20 protein-coding genes and 1 pseudogene are annotated in these 17207 nt (G+C 71.5%); 9 read left to right on the top strand and 12 right to left on the bottom strand.

The annotated features are described in order from the left end of the window. Positions 1–77: 77 nt before the first annotated feature. A complete protein-coding gene (locus E4099_RS05320; RefSeq protein WP_135337782.1) occupies positions 78–1517 on the top strand; it encodes an MFS transporter in 1440 nt (479 codons plus the stop codon). A gap of 25 nt (positions 1518–1542) precedes the next feature. After that, positions 1543–2031, top strand: a complete 489-nt coding sequence (locus E4099_RS05315; RefSeq protein ID WP_135337763.1) for a pyridoxamine 5'-phosphate oxidase family protein — start codon at positions 1543–1545, stop codon at positions 2029–2031. 84 nt (positions 2032–2115) lie between these two features. Here E4099_RS05315 and E4099_RS05310 read toward each other — a convergent pair whose 3' ends face one another. From E4099_RS05310 to E4099_RS05300, 3 genes are all read right to left on the bottom strand, one after another. Next, on the bottom strand, positions 2116–3585 hold the full coding sequence (locus tag E4099_RS05310) for a caspase, EACC1-associated type (RefSeq protein ID WP_135337762.1): 1470 nt from the start codon (positions 3583–3585) through the stop codon (positions 2116–2118). Positions 3586–3601: 16 nt separating this feature from the next. After that, the gene (locus E4099_RS05305; RefSeq protein ID WP_245244615.1) at positions 3602–4033 is read right to left on the bottom strand and encodes a hypothetical protein; all 432 of its coding nucleotides are present in this window, start codon (positions 4031–4033) and stop codon (positions 3602–3604) included. A 169-nt stretch (positions 4034–4202) separates the two neighbouring features. Beyond that, a complete protein-coding gene (locus E4099_RS05300; protein ID WP_135337761.1) occupies positions 4203–4505 on the bottom strand; it encodes a putative antibiotic biosynthesis monooxygenase in 303 nt (100 codons plus the stop codon). A gap of 125 nt (positions 4506–4630) precedes the next feature. On the opposite strand from E4099_RS05300, the gene E4099_RS05295 reads away from it, so the two are divergent. Beyond that, a complete protein-coding gene (locus E4099_RS05295) occupies positions 4631–5263 on the top strand; it encodes a TetR/AcrR family transcriptional regulator (protein ID WP_135337760.1) in 633 nt (210 codons plus the stop codon). Between the two features lie 143 nt (positions 5264–5406). Here the strand turns inward: E4099_RS05295 and E4099_RS05290 are convergent, their stop codons facing one another. Continuing rightward, on the bottom strand, positions 5407–5739 hold the full coding sequence (locus E4099_RS05290; RefSeq protein ID WP_135337759.1) for a hypothetical protein: 333 nt from the start codon (positions 5737–5739) through the stop codon (positions 5407–5409). Between the two features lie 89 nt (positions 5740–5828). Between E4099_RS05290 and E4099_RS05285 the strand changes: the two are divergent. After that, positions 5829–5987 (top strand): annotated as a pseudogene (locus tag E4099_RS05285) (oxidoreductase); the annotation flags it as partial. A gap of 25 nt (positions 5988–6012) precedes the next feature. Here E4099_RS05285 and E4099_RS05280 read toward each other — a convergent pair. Continuing rightward, on the bottom strand, positions 6013–6522 hold the full coding sequence (locus E4099_RS05280; RefSeq protein ID WP_135337758.1) for a GNAT family N-acetyltransferase: 510 nt from the start codon (positions 6520–6522) through the stop codon (positions 6013–6015). A gap of 161 nt (positions 6523–6683) precedes the next feature. Between E4099_RS05280 and E4099_RS05275 the strand changes: the two genes are divergently transcribed. The 3 genes from E4099_RS05275 (at position 6684) to E4099_RS05260 (ending at position 9373) form a co-directional block, all read left to right on the top strand. Beyond that, positions 6684–7613 (top strand): aminoglycoside phosphotransferase family protein, encoded by a 930-nt coding sequence (locus E4099_RS05275; protein WP_135337757.1) that lies wholly within the window; start codon positions 6684–6686, stop codon positions 7611–7613. Between the two features lie 432 nt (positions 7614–8045). After that, complete coding sequence (locus E4099_RS05270) at positions 8046–8306, top strand: hypothetical protein (RefSeq protein WP_135337756.1); 261 nt, start codon at positions 8046–8048, stop codon at positions 8304–8306. A gap of 662 nt (positions 8307–8968) precedes the next feature. Then, positions 8969–9373, top strand: coding sequence for a hypothetical protein (locus E4099_RS05260; protein ID WP_135337754.1), 405 nt, complete (start codon positions 8969–8971; stop codon positions 9371–9373). 87 nt (positions 9374–9460) lie between these two features. Here the strand turns inward: E4099_RS05260 and msrA are convergent, their stop codons facing one another. Then, on the bottom strand, positions 9461–10120 hold the full coding sequence (msrA, locus tag E4099_RS05255) for a peptide-methionine (S)-S-oxide reductase MsrA (protein ID WP_135337753.1): 660 nt from the start codon (positions 10118–10120) through the stop codon (positions 9461–9463). A 224-nt stretch (positions 10121–10344) separates the two neighbouring features. Continuing rightward, positions 10345–11442, bottom strand: a complete 1098-nt coding sequence (locus E4099_RS05250) for a hypothetical protein (RefSeq protein ID WP_135337752.1) — start codon at positions 11440–11442, stop codon at positions 10345–10347. 207 nt (positions 11443–11649) lie between these two features. Here E4099_RS05250 and E4099_RS05245 point away from each other — a divergent pair, with 207 nt between their 5' ends. Then, positions 11650–12819 carry a cystathionine gamma-synthase gene (locus E4099_RS05245; RefSeq protein ID WP_135337751.1) on the top strand — a complete coding sequence of 390 codons (1170 nt, stop codon included), beginning with the start codon at positions 11650–11652 and terminating at the stop codon, positions 12817–12819. A 36-nt stretch (positions 12820–12855) separates the two neighbouring features. On the opposite strand, the gene E4099_RS33530 is transcribed toward E4099_RS05245, so the two are convergent. The 3 genes from E4099_RS33530 to E4099_RS05235 are packed head-to-tail and all read right to left on the bottom strand — an operon-like array spanning position 12856 to position 14436. Further along, the gene (locus E4099_RS33530) at positions 12856–13110 is read right to left on the bottom strand and encodes a hypothetical protein (RefSeq protein WP_209446527.1); all 255 of its coding nucleotides are present in this window, start codon (positions 13108–13110) and stop codon (positions 12856–12858) included. After that, positions 13107–13889 carry a sigma factor-like helix-turn-helix DNA-binding protein gene (locus tag E4099_RS35120; protein WP_386389717.1) on the bottom strand — a complete coding sequence of 261 codons (783 nt, stop codon included), beginning with the start codon at positions 13887–13889 and terminating at the stop codon, positions 13107–13109. The genes E4099_RS33530 and E4099_RS35120 overlap by 4 nt, the downstream gene beginning before the upstream one ends. A gap of 46 nt (positions 13890–13935) precedes the next feature. Then, positions 13936–14436: a MarR family winged helix-turn-helix transcriptional regulator gene (locus E4099_RS05235; RefSeq protein WP_209446526.1), complete on the bottom strand. Its 501-nt coding sequence runs from the start codon at positions 14434–14436 to the stop codon at positions 13936–13938. 145 nt (positions 14437–14581) lie between these two features. On the opposite strand from E4099_RS05235, the gene ilvA reads away from it, so the two are divergent. Then, positions 14582–15844, top strand: a complete 1263-nt coding sequence (gene ilvA / locus E4099_RS05230) for a threonine ammonia-lyase (protein WP_135337750.1) — start codon at positions 14582–14584, stop codon at positions 15842–15844. Between the two features lie 114 nt (positions 15845–15958). Here ilvA and greA read toward each other — a convergent pair whose 3' ends face one another. Both greA and E4099_RS05220 read right to left on the bottom strand, forming a co-directional pair. Next, positions 15959–16456, bottom strand: a complete 498-nt coding sequence (gene greA / locus E4099_RS05225) for a transcription elongation factor GreA (RefSeq protein ID WP_135337749.1) — start codon at positions 16454–16456, stop codon at positions 15959–15961. Between the two features lie 261 nt (positions 16457–16717). Further along, on the bottom strand, positions 16718–17125 hold the full coding sequence (locus E4099_RS05220; RefSeq protein ID WP_135337748.1) for a DUF4307 domain-containing protein: 408 nt from the start codon (positions 17123–17125) through the stop codon (positions 16718–16720). Between the last annotated feature and the right edge of the window lie 82 nt (positions 17126–17207).

Below are 17207 nucleotides of genomic sequence, written 5' to 3'. Positions count from 1 at the left end.
CTTCCTCCCTTTTTGCTTCAAGGAGCCCTCCTGTGTCCACGTCCACGTCATCACCGCCGGAGCCCGGCGCCGCCCGCCTGAGCGGGCGCGGCTGGGGAGTGCTCTTCGTACTGTGCGGAGCGATCTTCCTGGAGGGCATCGATGTGGCCATGCTCAATGTGGCCCTGCCGTCGATCCGTGCCGACCTGGGACTGTCCACCGGTGAGCTGCAGTGGGTGATGAGCGCGTACGTCGTGGGCTACGGCGGGTTCATGCTGCTGGGCGGACGAGCGGCGGACCTCTTCGGCCGGCGACAGATGTTCCTGTTCTGGCTCACCGTGTTCCTGCTCTTCTCCGGCCTGGGCGGCTTCGCCGACGACGGTCGCACGCTCATCGCCGCCCGCTTCGTGACGGGAGTCGCCGCCGCGTTCATGACTCCGGCCGGGCTGTCCATCATCACCACCGGCTTCGCGGAAGGGCCACAGCGCGACAAGGCCATCCTGGTCTACTCCGGCACCGCGGCCGGAGGCTTCTCCGTCGGCCTGGTCGTCGGAGGGCTGCTGACCTCGGCCGACTGGCGCTGGGTGTTCTTCGCGCCGGTCGTCCTGTCGTTCCTCGTCCTGATCGCCGCCCTCGCCCTCATCCCCAGGTCGGAGCGGCCCGAGCGCGCCGGGCAGCGCGTCGATCTGCTCGGGGCGCTCACCGTGACCGGCGCGATCGTGCTCCTCGTCCTCGCCGTCGAACGCGCCGCCCACACCGGCGTGGGCCAGACGCTCGGCACTCTCGCCGCGGGCTTCGCGCTCCTCACCGTCTTCGTACTCACCGAACGCCGGGCAGCCGCCCCGCTCGTGCGGCTGGGGATCCTCCGCAGCGGCTCCCTGGTGCGTGCCAACCTCGCCGCACTGCTCTTCTCCGGTGGCTTCTTCGGCTTCCAGTTCATCGCCGTGCTGTATCTGCGGGAGCTGCGAGGCTGGTCCACGGTCCAGACCAGCCTCGCGCTCCTGGCGATCGGCATCGACGCCGTACTCGCCCCCACCCTCACCCCCAGACTCGTCAACCGCTTCGGCAACGCCCGGGTCATCCTCGGCGGCCTGGTGCTGGCCGTGCTGTCGTACGCCCTGTTCCTGCCGGTCGGCGAGGACTGGACGTATGCGGCGATGTTCCCCAGCTTCATCACCCTCGGCCTGGCGTTCTCCCTCGCCTACGGCCCGCTCACCATCGTCGCCACCGAGGGCATCGAGGAGGAGGAGCAGGGACTCGCGGGAGGCCTCCTCTACACCTCCTTCCAGTTCGGCGCCGCCCTCGGCCTGTCCACCGTCACCGCCGTCAACGTCGCGGCCACCGGCGACGGCGGATCCCCCAAGGCCCTGCTCGACGGCTACCACGCCGCCCTGCTCGTCCCGCTCATCGCGGCCGCCCTCGCCGCGCTCATCAGCGCGTTCGGCCTCCGCGGTCGCCCCCGTGCGACGGATGGCGACGTCCCGGGAGCCGCGCGGGCCGTCACCGAAGGCGCCGAGACGGCAGGGGCGGCGCGATGAGCCCCGCAGAGACGGAGGTCGCGTCATGGCGTTGAAGGTCCACTCCTTCTCCGACCTGGAGAGCGAGTTCTTCCAGTACATCAGCGACATCGCCTACGCGACGATGATCACCGTCGACAAGAAGGGCCGCCCCCGGGCGCGCGTACTCCTGCCCGTCTGGGAGGTCGTCGACGGACGCCCCGTCGGCTGGCTCGCCGCCTACAAGACACCGGTGAAGTCGGCGCACCTGGCGAACAACCCGCACACCACCTACTCCTACTGGAGTCCACGGCAGAACGCCGTGTTCGTCGACAGCGTCTCCAGGTGGGTCGAGGACGAGCCCACCAAACGCCGCGCGTGGGAGCTCTACCGCAAGGGCAGCCCACCCGGGGTCGGCTACGACCCCCGCGGCTACTGGCACGGCGGACCGACGGACCCGGAGTACCACGTGGTGCGCATCGAGCCGTGGCGGGTGCAGGTGCTGCGCGGAAGGGACCTGCGCAGCCGGATCTGGACTGCCGAAGGCGGGGCGTAGGGCCCTCAGCGTGCCCCCGGCCACGGCCGGGGGCAGCCCGCGGCGTGCCCGGCCCTGTCCTCCCGCGACCAGCTGTTCTGGTGGTCAGTCGCCTATCTCGACGTGGATCAGAATGTCCCCCCGGCCGCCGATGCGGAGATGGGTGACGCCGAGCTTGGCGAGCCGCAGGACCTGGCCATGGCGGGTGCCCTGGGGAACGCGGACCGCCTTCGTGCCGTCGAGGGTGTCCAGCTCCAGCATGTCGCCCGAGGCCGCCGCGGCCCGGGGGATGGTCACGGTGCAGTGCAGGTTGTCGCCTTTTCGCTCGAAGACCGGGTGCGGTAGCTCCACGACCTCGAGGTACACGTCCCCGGGCTCGCCGCCGCAGGGTCCGACCTCTCCCTCACCGGCGAACTGGATGTGGGTCCCGTGGTCGACGCCCGCCGGAATCTTCACGGTGAGGGTGCGGCAGGCGCGCACCCGGCCGTCACCGTCGCACTGCGGGCAGCAGGGCCCGACGGCGCCCCGCCCCTGACACGCGAGGCAGATGCGCGCATCGGCGCTCTCGCCGGGAGAGTCGCTCTGCGCCACCGCGCCCTCGCCGCTGCCCTGGCACGCTTCGCAGTCCACCGCCGCCCCGCTCCAGCCCGAGCCCGAGCAGCTCGAACACACCACCGCCGTATCGACGACGATGTCCTTCACCGTGCCGAAGGACGTCTCCTCCAAGGTGAGTTCCTGGCGGACGAGGGCGTCCATGCCCCGCAGTACGGCCGCGTACGGCCTGGAGGGCCGCACAGTCGGGCTGCCTTGGTCCGGCGCTGCCACCGTTCGAGCGACGGTGACGTGGTACTCCAGGTCCACCCACATCCGAGGGTGCTGCTTCGCCCCGTCCCGGTGCAGGGACTCGTAGATGTAGTCGTACAGCTCGGTGACGGTGATCCGGCCATCGCCGTTCAGGTCGGCCGCGCCCGTGCGCAGCCCCTCGATCAGCGCGCCGGTGAAGCGGGACGGCTGAGGGGCGGCCGACTCCAGGTGCTGCCCCTCCCAGGCGTACTCGGTCCGGTTGGTCGCGGTCAGTACGGCCCGGCCGTGGCCCCCGAGTTCGTCGCGGAGGTGGATCCGGCCGTCGCCCTTCGCACCGGGCAGGAAGGCTCCGCTGTAGCAGCAGTCGAGCAGGACGATGATCGTGCGGGCCCGGCAGCGTTCCATGCGATCGCGGAGGAAGGCGGCCGGGATCGCCGTGGAGGCGGGCAGGTCGCGGTCCGTGTCGCTGGCGGCGAAGTACAGGTGGCCGTCGTCGTCCTTGATGCCATGGCATGACATGTGGAGGAGGAGCAGGTCGTTGCGGCTCCGGTCGAGGAAGAAGCGTTCCACGGCACGCATCGCCTGATGGGCCGGCGCGTCCTTCACCTGTTCGGTGCGGAAGGCGCCGATGCGCGGGTCGGCGAGGACGTCGGCGAGGCCCGCGCAGTCCTGTTCCGGGGAGCGGAGCGTGCTGAGTGTGTGGTCGTCGTAGGTGCCCGTGGCGATGAGAAGGGCGTCCCTGCGGCCCGCGCTCGGCGGGGAGTCGGTCATGGCGAGCCCGCTCTGACTACTCCTGGGTGACGGGAGGTTCCCCGCCACCTCGCGCGGAGGGATCACCGGGGGTGGTCGGGATCCCCTCCAGGAAGGCATCGACCAGGCGCTGCTGCTGTTCCGGGGACGCGTGGCCCAGTTCCAGTACGCGGCCGTCCGTCTCGATCTTGACGGTGCGGACGGGACGGTTCTGGATCCAGGTCTCCACCAGGCGGACCACGGGCCGCAGCACCGCCGGTGCGAGGCTCACGGCGAGGGCGCCGACCGCTATCAACTCGCCGGGCTTGGCTCCCTCGGGTACGTCTCCGTCACGCCGGACGGTCCGTACGTCGTCGACCTCGAGTTCCAGGAGCCGGCGGCGCAACTGCGCGGTCAGCTCGCCCAGCTCCTCCTGATCGACGTCGCTCTCACCGGAAACCGTCAGGCGTATCCGGTCGGTTGCTGCCATGACGCCCCCCGTTCGTCTGTGGCCTCAAGTCTAGAAGGCGGGGATCAGGATCCTCCCCTTCGACACCAACCTCAACTCGCCTGAGTCCGGCTGTCGTTCGGCAACGCATTCCGCTTCCGGTCGCGCCCGTCAGGGGTCACGTCTGGATCAGGAACTGGCGGTCGAGGGCTCAGGCAGTGCCCTTGCGGCCGGTGCGGAGCGCGGTGACGGCCTTGTGGTTGGCCTTGAGCAGGGCCGGAATGAGGACGTAGACGACGACCGGGACGACGATCGCCGTCATGACCAGCGTGCGCAGCGCCAGCGGCAGGTGGGCGGTGAAGGGGCCCAGGAGCAGGAAGGCGGCAGTGATGGTGGGGTAGACGGCCAGCCAGGTCAGCAGGGCGCGGCGGTGCACGGACGGCACGGCCTGCGGGGCCGCCTCGGCTGCTGCCGCGGCGGACGCAGGGGTGGCGGAGGCGGTGAGCGTGGTCATGAGGTGGGTCCTTCCAGCTCGTGGTCCTGCGGCCGGAGACCCTCCCCCCAACCGGATGGTTGGAGTTTCTCATGGCCGTGTCCGAATGTCCAACCACTTGGTTGGAGTGGGGGTATCGTGAGGCCATGGCCTGGGACACCGCACGCACCAAGCAGCTCCTCCTCGACGCCGCCGTCGAGGAGTTCGCCGAACACGGCCCCCAGGGCGCCCGCGTCGCCCGTGTCGCGACGCGGGCGGGGGTGAACAAGGAGCGGATCTACCAGTACTTCGGCAACAAGGACCAGCTCTTCGGTGCGGTCCTCTCCTGCGAACTGGCCAGGCTCGCCGCGGCCGTGCCACTCACGGCCGCGCAGGCCGAAGACCTCGGCGACTACGCGGGGCGCGTCTACGACTACCACCGCGCCCACCCGCACTTCGCCCGACTGCTGACCTGGGAGGGCCTGCAACACGGCATGGGGGAGGCGGACGGCCCCCTGGCCGCGGAGGCCGAGCGGGCCGCCCACTACGCCGAGAAGGTGCAGGCGGTCGCCGCCGCCCAGGGCGCGGGCGCCCTGATCGAGGACGCCGACCCCGGCCGCCTGATGTACGCGGTGATCGCCCTCGTCAACGCCTGGTTCATGCTGCCCCAGATCGCCCGCCTGCTCCTGGCCGCCACCCCGAACCCGCGTCCGGCATCGGACCGCGACGCCCTGATCCTGCTGGTCCAGCGGCTGACCACACACGGAGTCGGCCCCACGGACCCGAGCGGAGCCGCCTGACCCGCACCCGGATGGAAGCCGGGTCGCCGTCCCGGTCGGCGGCCGGCACACACGAGGCACCTGACGGCGGACTCCTCGGACACCGACCTACCGGTCATCCCGCCGCGGCCGCCCACGACCATCACCGCGCGGCAGCGGCGGTCCTAGTCACCCATGAACCACACATAGCTGCCCGGCGTCGCGGCGCACTCTTCGAGGAGCTCGCCAAGGTCGAGCAGAGCCGCCTTCTGCCGCTTGTCGGTGCACCCCTGTAGCAGGGCGGCGACCTCGCTGCGGACGACCTGGGCCTCCTGCTCGTTGAACAGCGTGTCACCGTACGGATCCACCCAGCCGAGCTTGCCCGAGTGGTGCCGGTCCAGGGTGCTCAGCACCTCGGCCAGCGCGTCACCGTGCGCGTACGAGCCTCGCAGCAAGGTGTCCTGGGGCGACCTCTTCCGCGCGGGTCGCTCCGAGTGCAGTTCCAGCTCGATCCCCATGGTTCCTCCGTCGGTCATGTGGGCAACCGAGCAGTCTCGCAGAGATCATTCGCGGGCCGCGTCCTGGGCTCGTCCGGTTCGCGTCCCCGGTGGTGCCGCGCGAGGTGACGGTCGGGGAAATCCGGTCCACCGTCGAGGACGTCGCGAACGCCGCGCGCAACGCGGTGGCCGCGGGCTTCGCCGGAGTCGAGGCGCACTCCGCGAACGGCTACCTGCTCCACCAGTTCCCCGGCCAGGACACCAACCGGGGCCGGCCGCGTTGCGTACGCGCGGCTACGGCGCGGGGACGAGAGGCCAGGTGTACTCGAGCTCGGGCAGTTCAAAGCCCTGCTCGAAACGGCAGACACGTTCGTCGGTACGGAGCGCACCGTGCCGTTCGTAGAAGGCGATGGCGCGAGTATTGGCGCGCAGCACTTCCAGATAGATCGCCTTGCCGGGATGTTCCTCGGCAGCCCAGGTGAAGGCGTGCCGCAGGAGTCGGCCGCCGATCCCGGACCCGGTCCGGCCCGGTTTGGCGTGCAGGTTGTCCAACAGCAGGCGGCCGTCGGGGCGCGGCATCAGATACGCGAAGCCGGCCATGCCGCCGGAGCTCTCCGCCACGAACAGCGCTGCCCCCGGCTGCGGCTCGTCAAGCCGACCGAGCCAAAGTTCCAGGCGGTCTTCCACGAGCGGACCACTCAGAAAGCTGGTCGGCATGATTCCCTCGTAGGCCGTGCGCCAACTCTCCGCATGCAGGGCTGCAACCTGTGCTGCATCGCTCCGTCTACCCGATCTGATCTCCATGCCGCCAAGCTTCGCCCGTGATCACGAGCGATGTCACGTCCGGGCTGGTCCGAGGAGGTGGTCCGGTATCGGGCCGAACCGGATATCTGCCCCTGGTCCGGGCGAGGCCGAGGGCGGATAACGCCTGGACAGCGCGTCCGGGCCCTCGCCAAGATCGCTTCATGACGCCCCGCAGCCCCCGTGCCGAACGCGCCATCGCCCTCGCCGTCGAAGCGGGCCGCCGACTCGGTCTGCGCGCCGACCGACCCCGCGTCCTCCACGACGTCTTCAGCGTCCTGGTGCATCTCGCTCCGGACCCCGTCGTCGTCCGCGTCCCCGCACTCGCCGTGGGAACACCGGCCGAACTCGCGGAGAAGCAGCGGCGGGAACTGGCCGTCGCGGGCTGGCTCGCCGACGCCGGAGCCCCTGTCGTCGGCCCCAGCCCCCTCGTGCCCCGCGAACCGGTCGCCGCCGACGGAACCTCCCTGACCTTCTGGGAATTCGTCAACGAGACCGACCCGCTCGGCGAGCTCTCGCAGGCGGATCCCAAGGCGCTGGAGGACCGGTTCGCCGAACAGACCGGCTGGGCGGCCGAGTTGCATGCCGCCCTCGCCGACTACCCCGGAGACCTGCCGGTCCTGTCCCCGCTGGTCCCGGCCATCGGCCCGGCCCTGGCGGAGCTGCGGAAAGCCCCGCAGTCGCTCACCGCCGCCGATCTGGACCGCGCCGACCGCGAATACGCGGCCCTCGAAGCCCTCGTCGCCGACTTTCCCGCCCGCTTCCCGCAGGCCCGGCTCCAGCCCCTGCACGGCGACTCACCCGCCTACAACCTCCTGCGTACCGCGGACGGCCATCGCTTCAGCGACTTCGAGGACGTCACCCGCGGCCCGATCGAGTGGGACCTCACCTTCGCCGGGCCGCGCGGCATCGCGGCGTACGAGCGCGCCGGCGGCACCCGAGTCGACCGCGAACTGCTGGACCTCATGGAGGGCGCCCGCCTGCTCCAGGGCCTGTCGGCGCTGACCGTCGTCCCCAAGGTGCCCGAACTCGGCCCGATGCTGGCACCGATGATCGGCCAGTGGCGTGCCAGGACCCCGCTGGAGCTCCGCTGAGCGGTGCCCTCCTGACGTCGAACCCGGGCGGCCCCGGAGCGCCCGGCCCGACGGCGCGCTGTCCGCGGACGACCCTGCCGGCGGCTGCACCCCGGCCGTGCTCCAGCGCTTCGACATGATCGGCTTCGGCCCGCGAGGCATCGGCCGCAGCCGGAACCCCCCGGCCCGTCCGGCCGAGCAACCGGAGACCTCGGGCACCCCAGGCCCTCGACCGAGGCGTGGTGGGGAGGAAAGCTCAGTCGTTGAACCCGGCCACCCCCACCGGGCAGGACACCCCGGTCCCGCCGATGCCGCAGGAGCCTCACCCCGTGACTCCTGGGTGAAGAGTGGCGGCGATTCGCGACGGCCGGCCTCCATTTCGCTCCTTCGCTCTGGCGGCGTAATGAGCGTGCGGCTCCACCACGCCGGGCTGAAGCTGGCACCATGAGCCAAGTGGAACTTAAGGTCTGCCTCCCCGGTACGGATGGAAAGTTCGTCAAGCCGGCACAGATCTGGTTGGGCCATGATGGTCGGTACGAAACGATGGATAACTTCACGTACGATTCCAGAAATGACGCAGCCGGTTTCATGAATTGGCTGACTACGCTTGCCTCGTATTTCGCTTTGGTGAGAACCGTAGACGAAAACGGGCAGGTGAATGAAGTCATGCATCAGATCGGTTCGTTGGCTTTCATCGCGGAGGATGTGGCATGAAATGCAGCGGATCACACTGAAGGCGTCCTCCCAGCCGTCCGGGGACATCGGGATGCGGCTTCATGACCTGGGTAGCGCAAACCGGTGGTTGCTCGCCCGGCAGTGACGCTCATCGCATCCACCCGACCCAGTACGCGGCACCGCAAGCACCTGGCAGCTACAACGGTATGTATGACTGTCTTCTTCTGTGCGAAGTGTGGAGCCGAACTCACCGCGGACCTGGTGGAGCTGTCCGCTGTGCCGGAGGTCTCGGACTGTGGCAGGGGTCCGGACAAGCAGACACGTCTGGCCCCCTCCACTGTGCCGCGAGGGCACTATGCGATGGATCCCGAGCCGTGGGGCGCACCGTTCACCCGGCCGACTGGCGAACCACGGCCGCGTGATCCGCGCCGACTGCTTATGCCACCCGAGCTGACCGACTGGATTTCGGCCGGGCCCCGGAACACCGCCATCGTGCATCCTGACGACGTACCGGATCCGCGGCTGCTGGACCAGGGTGGCCCGCACCGGGGCTGCTGTGGCCCGCTAGGCACCGGGGGCCGCAACATGGCCTGCGAATGTGGTGTGCTCGTTGCCACCCTTGCTGCCGACTGCATGGGCCCCCGTGAGCTTCACCTCGATCCCGTGCGGGTGTACGCGTTCGACGCGAAGGGAGCGGAGAGATGAGCGGCCGCCCTGTGCCGGCGCCTGGCGCTGAACTGGACTCGCTTCGGCGCCACTTCCGCGACCCCTCATCGGACCTCTCCGTGGGCCCTGGCTGGCGGTCCATTGTGCTCCGGTGCCATGAGGCGGTTGTCGCCGAGTTCCCCGAATACGAGCTTCTGGCGGTGAAGCAGAAGTGGGCGGCCCTGGCGTTCCAGGCCTTTCCCCGGCCACGGAAACGGGGCGGAAACTGGACGTCCGACGAGGCCCACAGGCTCGACGCGCTGGTGGCCGAGTTCGTGGCCATCAGCAAGCACACCTGTGAGCGCTGTGGAAACGCCGGAACGCTGCGCGAAACCCGGCCGATCGAGCTGACCCTCTGTGATGCGTGCGAGTCCGTCGTAGGACCGGACGGCCGCCTGTAGAGGGATCTGATCGCGCAAAGCCCCGCTGACCGGATACGAACCGGTCAGCAGGGCCCGAAGTGCGGTCGTGACCTCATGCGAGAGGGCTCAGCCATCGGCCTTCGCGACGCCGATCGGGCAGGACACCCCGGTCCCGCCGATGCCGCAGTAGCCGCCGGGGTTCTTGTCGAGGTACTGCTGGTGGTACGGCTCGGCCGGGTAGAAGGGGCCGGCGGGGAGGATCTCGGTGGTGATGTCGCCGTAGCCGGAGCCGGTGAGGACCGCCTGGTACGCGGTGCGGGACGCCTCGGCCTGACGCTGCTGGTCGGGGGAGTGGGTGTGGATCGCGGAGCGGTACTGGGTGCCCACGTCATTGCCCTGGCGGTAGCCCTGGGTGGGGTCGTGGGACTCCCAGAAGAGCTTGAGCAGGGCCTCGTACGAGGTGAGGGCCGGGTCGAAGACCACGCGGACCGCCTCGGTGTGGCCGGTCAGACCGCTGCACACCTCTTCGTAGGTCGGGTGCGGGGTGTGGCCGCCCTGGTAGCCGACGAGGGTGGTCCACACACCGGGCGCCTGCCAGAACTTCCGCTCGGCACCCCAGAAGCAGCCCAGGCCGAAGTCGGCCACCAGCAGGCCCTCGGGGTAGGGGCCGGCCAGCGGGTGGTCGAGGACCGTGTGGCGCTCGGGGACCGGGAAGCCCGGCTCTGCGCGGCCCTTCAGCGCCTCCTCGGCGGAGGGGAGATGGTTCTTGTGGCGGCTGAACAGCATCACGGGACTCCTCGGGGCGCGGCGGGCGGACGTACTGCCTCGTCAGGGGAACGTACGGGAGCGGCGGGGCATTCCGACGCGGCTGCGGCAGCCGGGCCCTCCGGCGATCTCCCCCGCCGGTAGCCGGCCCCTCCCGGCGAGCCCCGCGGCGGCGGACCCCGGCAGCGTGCCCCCGCGGCGGCGGACCCCCGGCCGGCCCCCGTCGGCGTACCCCGCGGCAGCGATCAGTGGGGGAGCTGGGCCGGGCTGCCTCCCTGGCTCTCCCAGCCGGCTACCGCGAGCGCGCGGTGGGCGACGTACACGCCGACCGGGTCCGGGTCGTAGGACCACGGGACGGCGCCCACGTGCCCGTCCACCCGGCGCAGCTGCTCCAGGGCCTCGCCGTACCGCTCGGCCTGGACCAGGAACCAGGAGAGCAGATGGCGCACGTGCGGCAGCACCGGATGGTCGGCCGGGGCGTGGTGCGCGGCGAAGCGGGCGCCCTCGATGGCGTCGGTGACCACGGCGCTCTGGTAGAGGGTGCGGACCAGGTTGGCCTCGGGGAGGTGGTCGAAGACGGCGAACAGCGGCAGGGCGGGCAGCAGGCTGCCGGCCGGTGCGCCGCCGGCGGCGGCCCGGGCGAAGCCCTCGGCCTGGTCCTGGGAACCGTGCCAGTCCGCGCTCCAGTAGCGCAGCGCGACCAGGTGCGCGCCCATGTGGTGCGGCGCCAGGCCGCTGACCTTGGCCCACAGCTCCTGGAAGTCCGCCTCGCGGTAGGCGAGGCCGAGGGCCACCTGGAGTTCGATGATGTGCGGGACCGGGTCGCCGGGGGCCAGCAGCGCCGCCTCGGCGCACACCGTACGGGCCTCCTCCATGATCATCCGGAAGTCCTGGGAGGACCGGTCGCGCAGCGCCTGGGCGATCAGGAACTGGGCGTGCACCGCCGCGCCACCCGCGTCCTTGGGGGCCTGGACGCGCCAGTTGCGCAGCCACACACCGCCCTGGCCGGGGTTGAGCGCCAGCTCGTGCGCCGCTGCCCCGCCCAGCGTCTGGACGCGCTGCCAGCGCAGCTCGGAGGCCGCGTCGGTGAGCGCCAGCAGCCGGGCGGCCGGCTCCCACTGACCGGTGCGCGAGATCTCGTCCAGCGCCTCGACCAGCTGCGGGTCGGGCCCCGGCAGCCGCGGATCCAGCTGCTCCCGGGGCAGGAAGCCGTACGCGCCGAGGTCATGGGCCGGCCGGGCGCCGCGGGTCGACCCGCCCCCGTCGCGCCGCCGCCGGATGGCGGGCACGATCAGCACCCCCCCGACCATGACGATGCCGATGAGGATGACGAGTAGTTCCATGACCTGACCTGACCTGTCCCCGTGAGCGGTAGCCGTGCTGGTGTGGTGGGCCGCCGTGCCGCGTGCGTGCCGCCGGGCGCGGGAACGCGCCCCGGGGCACGCCCGCAGCCCGTGGTCGCGCGCCTGCTCGCGGTACAGCTGCTCGCAGTACAGCGTATGCACGCCAGTCACCGTCCGGGAGCGCCGCCGGGCATTACGCTCGGGCACATGACCGACCAGCAGAACCACCAGCAGCACGCGTCGCAGAATTTCGAGACGCTCGCCATTCACGCGGGGCAGGAGGCGGACGCGCTCACCGGCGCCGTCGTCACCCCCATTTACCAGGTGTCCACCTACAAGCAGGACGGCGTGGGCGGCCTGCGCGGCGGCTACGAGTACAGCCGCTCCGCCAACCCCACGCGCACCGCGCTGGAGGAGAACCTGGCAGCCCTGGAGGGCGGCCGGCGCGGCCTCGCCTTCGCCTCCGGGCTCGCGGCCGAGGACTGCCTGCTGCGCACCGTCCTGGTCCCCGGCGACCACGTGGTGATCCCCAACGACGCCTACGGCGGCACCTTCCGGATGTTCGCCAAGGTCATGGAGCGCTGGGGCGTCCAGTGGTCGGTGGCCGACACCTCCGACCCGGCCTCGGTCCGCGCCGAGCTGCGCCCCAACACCAAGGTCGTGTGGGTGGAGACGCCCTCCAACCCGCTGCTGGGCATCACCGACATCACCGCCGTGGCGGAGATCGCGCACGCCGGGGGCGCCCGCCTGGTGGTGGACAACACCTTCGCCAGCCCCTACCTCCAGCAGCCGCTGGCGCTGGGCGCCGATGTGGTGGTGCACTCCACCACCAAGTACATGGGCGGCCACTCGGACGTCGTCGGCGGCGCGCTGGTGACCTCCGACGCCGCGCTCGGCGAGGAGCTGGTCTACCACCAGAACGCGATGGGCGCGGTGGCCGGGCCGTTCGACGCCTGGCTGGTGATGCGCGGCACCAAGACGCTGGCCGTCCGCATGGACCGGCACAGCGCCAACGCCGAGCGGGTGGCCGAGATGCTGACCGCGCACAAGAAGGTCGCGCAGGTCTACTACCCGGGTCTGCCGGACCACCCCGGGCACGAGATCGCGGCCAAGCAGATGCGTTCCTTCGGCGGCATGGTGTCGTTCCGGGTGGCCGGCGGCGAGGAGGCGGCGGTCGAGGTCTGCAACCGCGCCAAGCTGTTCACCCTCGGGGAGTCGCTGGGCGGTGTGGAGTCGCTGATCGAGCACCCGGGCCGGATGACCCACGCCTCGGCGGCCGGTTCCGCGCTGGAGGTCCCCTCCGACCTGGTGCGGCTGTCGGTCGGCATCGAGTCGGTGGACGACCTGCTGGCGGACCTCGCCCAGGCACTGGCCTGACACCCGGCGGGCCCGGTACGGGGTACGCCCCCGGGTTCACCACCCCTCCACGTGAGGGGTGGTGTCCACCGGGGCCGCGTGCCAGGGCTCGACGATCGCCGCCCAGACCGCGAAGGCCACGACCCCGGTGAGCAGCAGCCACCAGCCCAGGGTCCGCGCCGCCCGCCGGCGCCGCAGGATCCGGTGCCCGCGTTCGGCCGCCAGCGCGGCCAGCCGGGGCGGCACCGCGGGCCGGGGCGGCCGGTCCAGCATCCGGCGCACCTCGTCCTCCCGGCGGTCCGCGCGGCTCATCCCGCCGCCGCCTCGGACGCGGCCGGTCCCGGGGAGGCGGCCGAGGTGTCGCCGGCCCGCGGCCGACGGGCCCGTACGCCCGCCCCGGCCTGGTCGCGGGCGGTGTGCAGCAGGGCCGTCACCGCGCGGGTGCACACCGCGCGCACCCGGTCCTGGGGGAGCCCGAGCAGTGCCGCGGTCTGCTCCTCGGCGATGCCCTCGTGCAGCCGGAGCACCAGCACCAGCCGCTCATGCGGGGTGAGCAGGTCCAGCCGCCCACCCCCCGACCAGGCCGTTCGCGGACCCCTGGACCACGTCAGGCGCCGGAGCGCGAGCCGGTCCCCCCACCACTCCGTGAGACGGGCCCCCAGCCGGGCCGCGGGCCCACGGCCGGACCGGGCCGTACTCCGGCTCGCCCACCACTCCGCGAGACGGGCCCCGAGTCGGCCGGGGAGCCGGGACAGCCACCGGCCCGCACTCCCCGGCTGCCCTCCGCCGGCCTCCTGGTGTCCCCGGCCCCGTGCCCAGCGGGGCTCGCGGTAACGCCAGGCGGTGCGGGCGAAGCGGGCGGCGAGTTCCTGGCGGGCGCGGTCGTAGGGATCCTCGCCGCGCATCCGGTCCCAGCCCGCGTAGGTCACGGTCAGCGCGTGGGACAGCAGCCGCTCGGCGGCCGGGCAGGCGTCCGCGGGCTCCGCCGTGAGCAGTGCGGCGACATGCAGTAATCGACCCCCGGCGCCCGCGACGAATGCCTCGAATTCGCGGGCCCGGCGGCGCTCCCGTGCTGCCCGCCGCTCGTGCACCGTGCCTCCCCTGTCCCCACAGGACACGACAGGCGACGGCGCTGGGTCAAGAGGCGGGAGCGGTCTGCGGCAGCGCGTTGTGCACGGCGGACAGTGACTGGTTGAAACGGGTCAGCAACTCGCAGAAGAGATTCCGCTCCTCCGCTGTCCACTCCTCGGTCACCACACCCATCAACTCCCGCCGGGAGGAACGGACTTCCTCCAACCGGGCGCGGCCGCGCGGGGACAGCTGGAGGACCACGGCACGGCCGTCCTCGGGGTGCGAGGTGCGCTTGACCATGCCGGAGTCGACCAGCGGGGCGACCTGGCGGGTGACCGTGGAGGAGTCGATCCCCATGCCCGCCGCGAGCGCCTTGACTCCCATCGGGCCCTCCTGTGAAAGCCTGTTGAGCAGCAGGTACGCGGCGCGGTCCATGGAGTTGCGGGCCTGGCCGAGACCGCCGAGCCGGGTCTGTTCCGCGCGGCGGGCGAAGACGGCCACCTGGTGCTGGAGGGCGTCGAGAACGTTCGTGTCGGGTGGTGTCGTCATGTCCGAAGGCGTGGGCATGGCCTGAGGCTCACTTCATGCGGTGGTTGAGGGGTTGGGGCCCAGCGTACGCGGCTGCGGCCCGCCCCGTACGCGGGCTGGGGAAAGCCGTCCCACGGATCCTGTCGACGCCGCTGTGACGGGTGTGAGCTGCGAGACTTGGACCATGGCCGCACGACTTGGTGACGGGGCCGGGGCACCGGCCGCCGTCCCGCACGCCCAGCAGCCCGCCGTCAGCCTCGACCAGGTGCGGGCGGCGCAGCGGATACTGCGGGGCGTCGCCCGCACCACGGCGCTGGAGGGCAACCGGTTCCTGACCCGGCTGATCGGCGCCCCGGTGCACTTCAAGTGCGAGAACCTCCAGCGCACCGGCTCCTTCAAGGTACGCGGCGCCTATGTGCGCATCGCCGGGCTCGGCCCCGCGGAGCGGGCCGCCGGGGTGGTCGCGGCCAGCGCCGGGAACCACGCCCAGGGGGTGGCCCTGGCGGCCTCGCTGCTGGGAGTGCGCTCGACCGTGTTCATGCCGACCGGGGCCCCACTGCCCAAGATCGCCGCCACCCGGGAGTACGGCGCCGAGGTGCGGCTGCACGGGCATGTGGTGGACGAGACGCTGCGGGCGGCCAAGGAGTACGCCCAGCGGACCGGCGCGGTCTTCATCCACCCCTTCGACCACCCGGACGTGATCGCGGGCCAGGGCACGGTGGGCCTGGAGATCCTGGCGCAGTGCCCCCAGGCGCGCACCGTGGTGGTGGGGGTCGGCGGTGGCGGTCTGGCGGCCGGCATCGCGCTGGCGGTGAAGTCGCTGCGGCCCGAGGTACGGGTCGTGGGCGTGCAGGCCGCGGGCTCCGCCTCCTATCCGCCCTCGCTGGCCGCCGGGCACCCGGTGTCCATCGAGGCCCCGGTCACCATGGCGGACGGCATCAGGGTGGGACGGCCCGGGGAGCTGCCGTTCGCCCTGATCCGCGATCTCGTGGACGAGGTCCGCACGGTCTCCGAGGACGCGCTCTCCAGCGCCGTGCTGCTCTGCATGGAGCGGGCCAAGCTGGTGGTCGAACCCGCCGGGGCGAGCCCGGTGGCGGCGCTGCTGGTGGAGCCCGAGGCGTTCGAGGGGCCGGTGGTGGCGGTGCTGTCCGGCGGCAATGTGGACCCCCTGCTGCTCCAGCGGATCCTGCGGCACGGGATGGCGGCGGCGGGCCGCTACCTCTCGCTCAGACTGCGGCTGACCGACCGGCCGGGCGCGCTCGCCACGCTGCTGGGGGTGCTGACCGTGGCGGACGCCAACGTCCTGGACATCAGCCATGTACGGACCGACCCGCGGCTGGGGATCACCGAGGCCGAGGTGGAGCTGCACCTGGAGACCCAGGGGCCGGAACACTGCGCGGAGGTGACCAAGGCCCTGGCCGAGGCGGGCTACACCGTGATGCCCTGACCCTCGCCGCCCCTCCGACTTCCGGAAACGACAAAGCCCCCGGTACACCGGCACCGGGGGCTTCGTACGGTGGCCGGCTGGGCCGGCTTCCGAGCGGCCCTGGAGGGGGCTCGACTAACTCTGGTAGGGCTTCGCGGCCAGTACCCGCACCATGGCGGTCTTGCCGTTCGGCAGCTCGTAGGAGGCGTCCTCGCCGACCTTCTTGCCGTTCACCCCCGTGCCGAGCGGGGACTGCGGGGAGTAGGTCTCGATGTCCGAGCTCGCGTACTCGCGGGAGGCCAGCAGGAAGGTGAGGGTGTCGTCCGGGTCGCCGTCGAAGGCGATGGTGACGACCATGCCCGGGGCCACCACACCGGTGTCCGCCGGCGCCTCGCCGACCTTCGCCTTCTGCAGCAGCTGGGTCAGCTGGCGCACCCGGAGCTCCTGCTTGCCCTGCTCTTCCTTGGCAGCGTGGTACCCGCCGTTCTCCCGCAGGTCGCCTTCCTCGCGGGCAGCCTCGATCTTCTTCGCGATCTCGATACGTGCGGGACCCGACAGATACTCCAGCTCGGCCTTGAGCTGGTCGTACGCCTCCTGGGTCAGCCAGGTGACGTTCTCGCTGGTCTGGGTCACAGGTGCTCCTCGTCGGTGCTGGGGAATACAACGGTGCTGGGAATACAAATGAACGCCCTACTCAGAAGGGTGCGCCTTCGAAGCCGGGCGAAACCACGAGCCTAACAATTCCGGAGGCAAAGCGGGAGGAGGGCGACGTATCGATCGCCTGGGTACGCCCCGGCCGTATGACGTGCACCGGCCTGTGCGCCCCGGCGGGCGAAACGGGTGCGGGCGCCGACCGCCCGGGAGTGCCGGGGGCCGTGCCGCGGCCCCCGCGGCTCAGCTGCCGGAGGACTTGCAGCCCACCAGCTCGGCTGTGGTGGCGCGCGCCGTGGTGCGGAGCGTGACCACCTTGTCCACCTGCTTCTGCCGCTGGTCGAAGGTGAAGTCCTTGAAGCCGACCTCGGCGCCGTCCTCGGAGACCGAACGCAGGGTGCAGACCCCTGTCGTGCCCTCGTCCTTGTGGACCTCGAGATGGACCTTGACGGCGTGGTCCGAGACCACCTGGAAACCGATCACCCGTCCGGTGACGTCCTGACCACTGATGTAGGAGTAGCCGAACCAGCCGATCATCGCGGTCAGCGCGACACCGAGGACCATGCCGACGATCTTGAGGGAACGGTCGGTGCGCTCATCGGCGGACCGACCGTAGCGGCCGTCCGGCACGCCGGCTCGTACCGTCGCCATGATCGTCCTCCTTGGCCCGGGCACTCGGAATTTTTCGTCCCTGGTTTCGGTCACTATAGAAGCCGCCCGCCCGCCCTCGACC

This window comes from Streptomyces palmae (genome assembly GCF_004684805.1).
In the GTDB taxonomy this organism is placed as follows: domain Bacteria; phylum Actinomycetota; class Actinomycetes; order Streptomycetales; family Streptomycetaceae; genus Streptomyces; species Streptomyces palmae.
The sequence above is the reverse complement of the archived record's forward strand: the minus strand, read 5'-3'. Positions and strand labels throughout refer to the sequence as shown.

Bases quoted from the DNA above. Each gene is read 5' to 3' on its own strand.
- E4099_RS05315 (WP_135337763.1), top strand. From the start codon at position 1,543: ATGGCGTTGAAGGTCCACTCCTTCTCCGACCTGGAGAGCGAGTTCTTC.
- E4099_RS05310 (WP_135337762.1), bottom strand. From the start codon at position 3,585: ATGACCGACTCCCCGCCGAGCGCGGGCCGCAGGGACGCCCTTCTCATC.
- E4099_RS05305 (WP_245244615.1), bottom strand. From the start codon at position 4,033: ATGGCAGCAACCGACCGGATACGCCTGACGGTTTCCGGTGAGAGCGAC.
- E4099_RS05300 (WP_135337761.1), bottom strand. From the start codon at position 4,505: ATGACCACGCTCACCGCCTCCGCCACCCCTGCGTCCGCCGCGGCAGCA.
- E4099_RS05295 (WP_135337760.1), top strand. From the start codon at position 4,631: ATGGCCTGGGACACCGCACGCACCAAGCAGCTCCTCCTCGACGCCGCC.
- E4099_RS05290 (WP_135337759.1), bottom strand. From the start codon at position 5,739: ATGGGGATCGAGCTGGAACTGCACTCGGAGCGACCCGCGCGGAAGAGG.
- E4099_RS05280 (WP_135337758.1), bottom strand. From the start codon at position 6,522: ATGGAGATCAGATCGGGTAGACGGAGCGATGCAGCACAGGTTGCAGCC.
- E4099_RS05275 (WP_135337757.1), top strand. From the start codon at position 6,684: ATGACGCCCCGCAGCCCCCGTGCCGAACGCGCCATCGCCCTCGCCGTC.
- E4099_RS05260 (WP_135337754.1), top strand. From the start codon at position 8,969: ATGAGCGGCCGCCCTGTGCCGGCGCCTGGCGCTGAACTGGACTCGCTT.
- msrA (WP_135337753.1), bottom strand. From the start codon at position 10,120: ATGCTGTTCAGCCGCCACAAGAACCATCTCCCCTCCGCCGAGGAGGCG.
- E4099_RS05250 (WP_135337752.1), bottom strand. From the start codon at position 11,442: ATGGAACTACTCGTCATCCTCATCGGCATCGTCATGGTCGGGGGGGTG.
- E4099_RS05245 (WP_135337751.1), top strand. From the start codon at position 11,650: ATGACCGACCAGCAGAACCACCAGCAGCACGCGTCGCAGAATTTCGAG.
- E4099_RS33530 (WP_209446527.1), bottom strand. From the start codon at position 13,110: ATGAGCCGCGCGGACCGCCGGGAGGACGAGGTGCGCCGGATGCTGGAC.
- E4099_RS05235 (WP_209446526.1), bottom strand. From the start codon at position 14,436: ATGCCCACGCCTTCGGACATGACGACACCACCCGACACGAACGTTCTC.
- ilvA (WP_135337750.1), top strand. From the start codon at position 14,582: ATGGCCGCACGACTTGGTGACGGGGCCGGGGCACCGGCCGCCGTCCCG.
- E4099_RS05220 (WP_135337748.1), bottom strand. From the start codon at position 17,125: ATGGCGACGGTACGAGCCGGCGTGCCGGACGGCCGCTACGGTCGGTCC.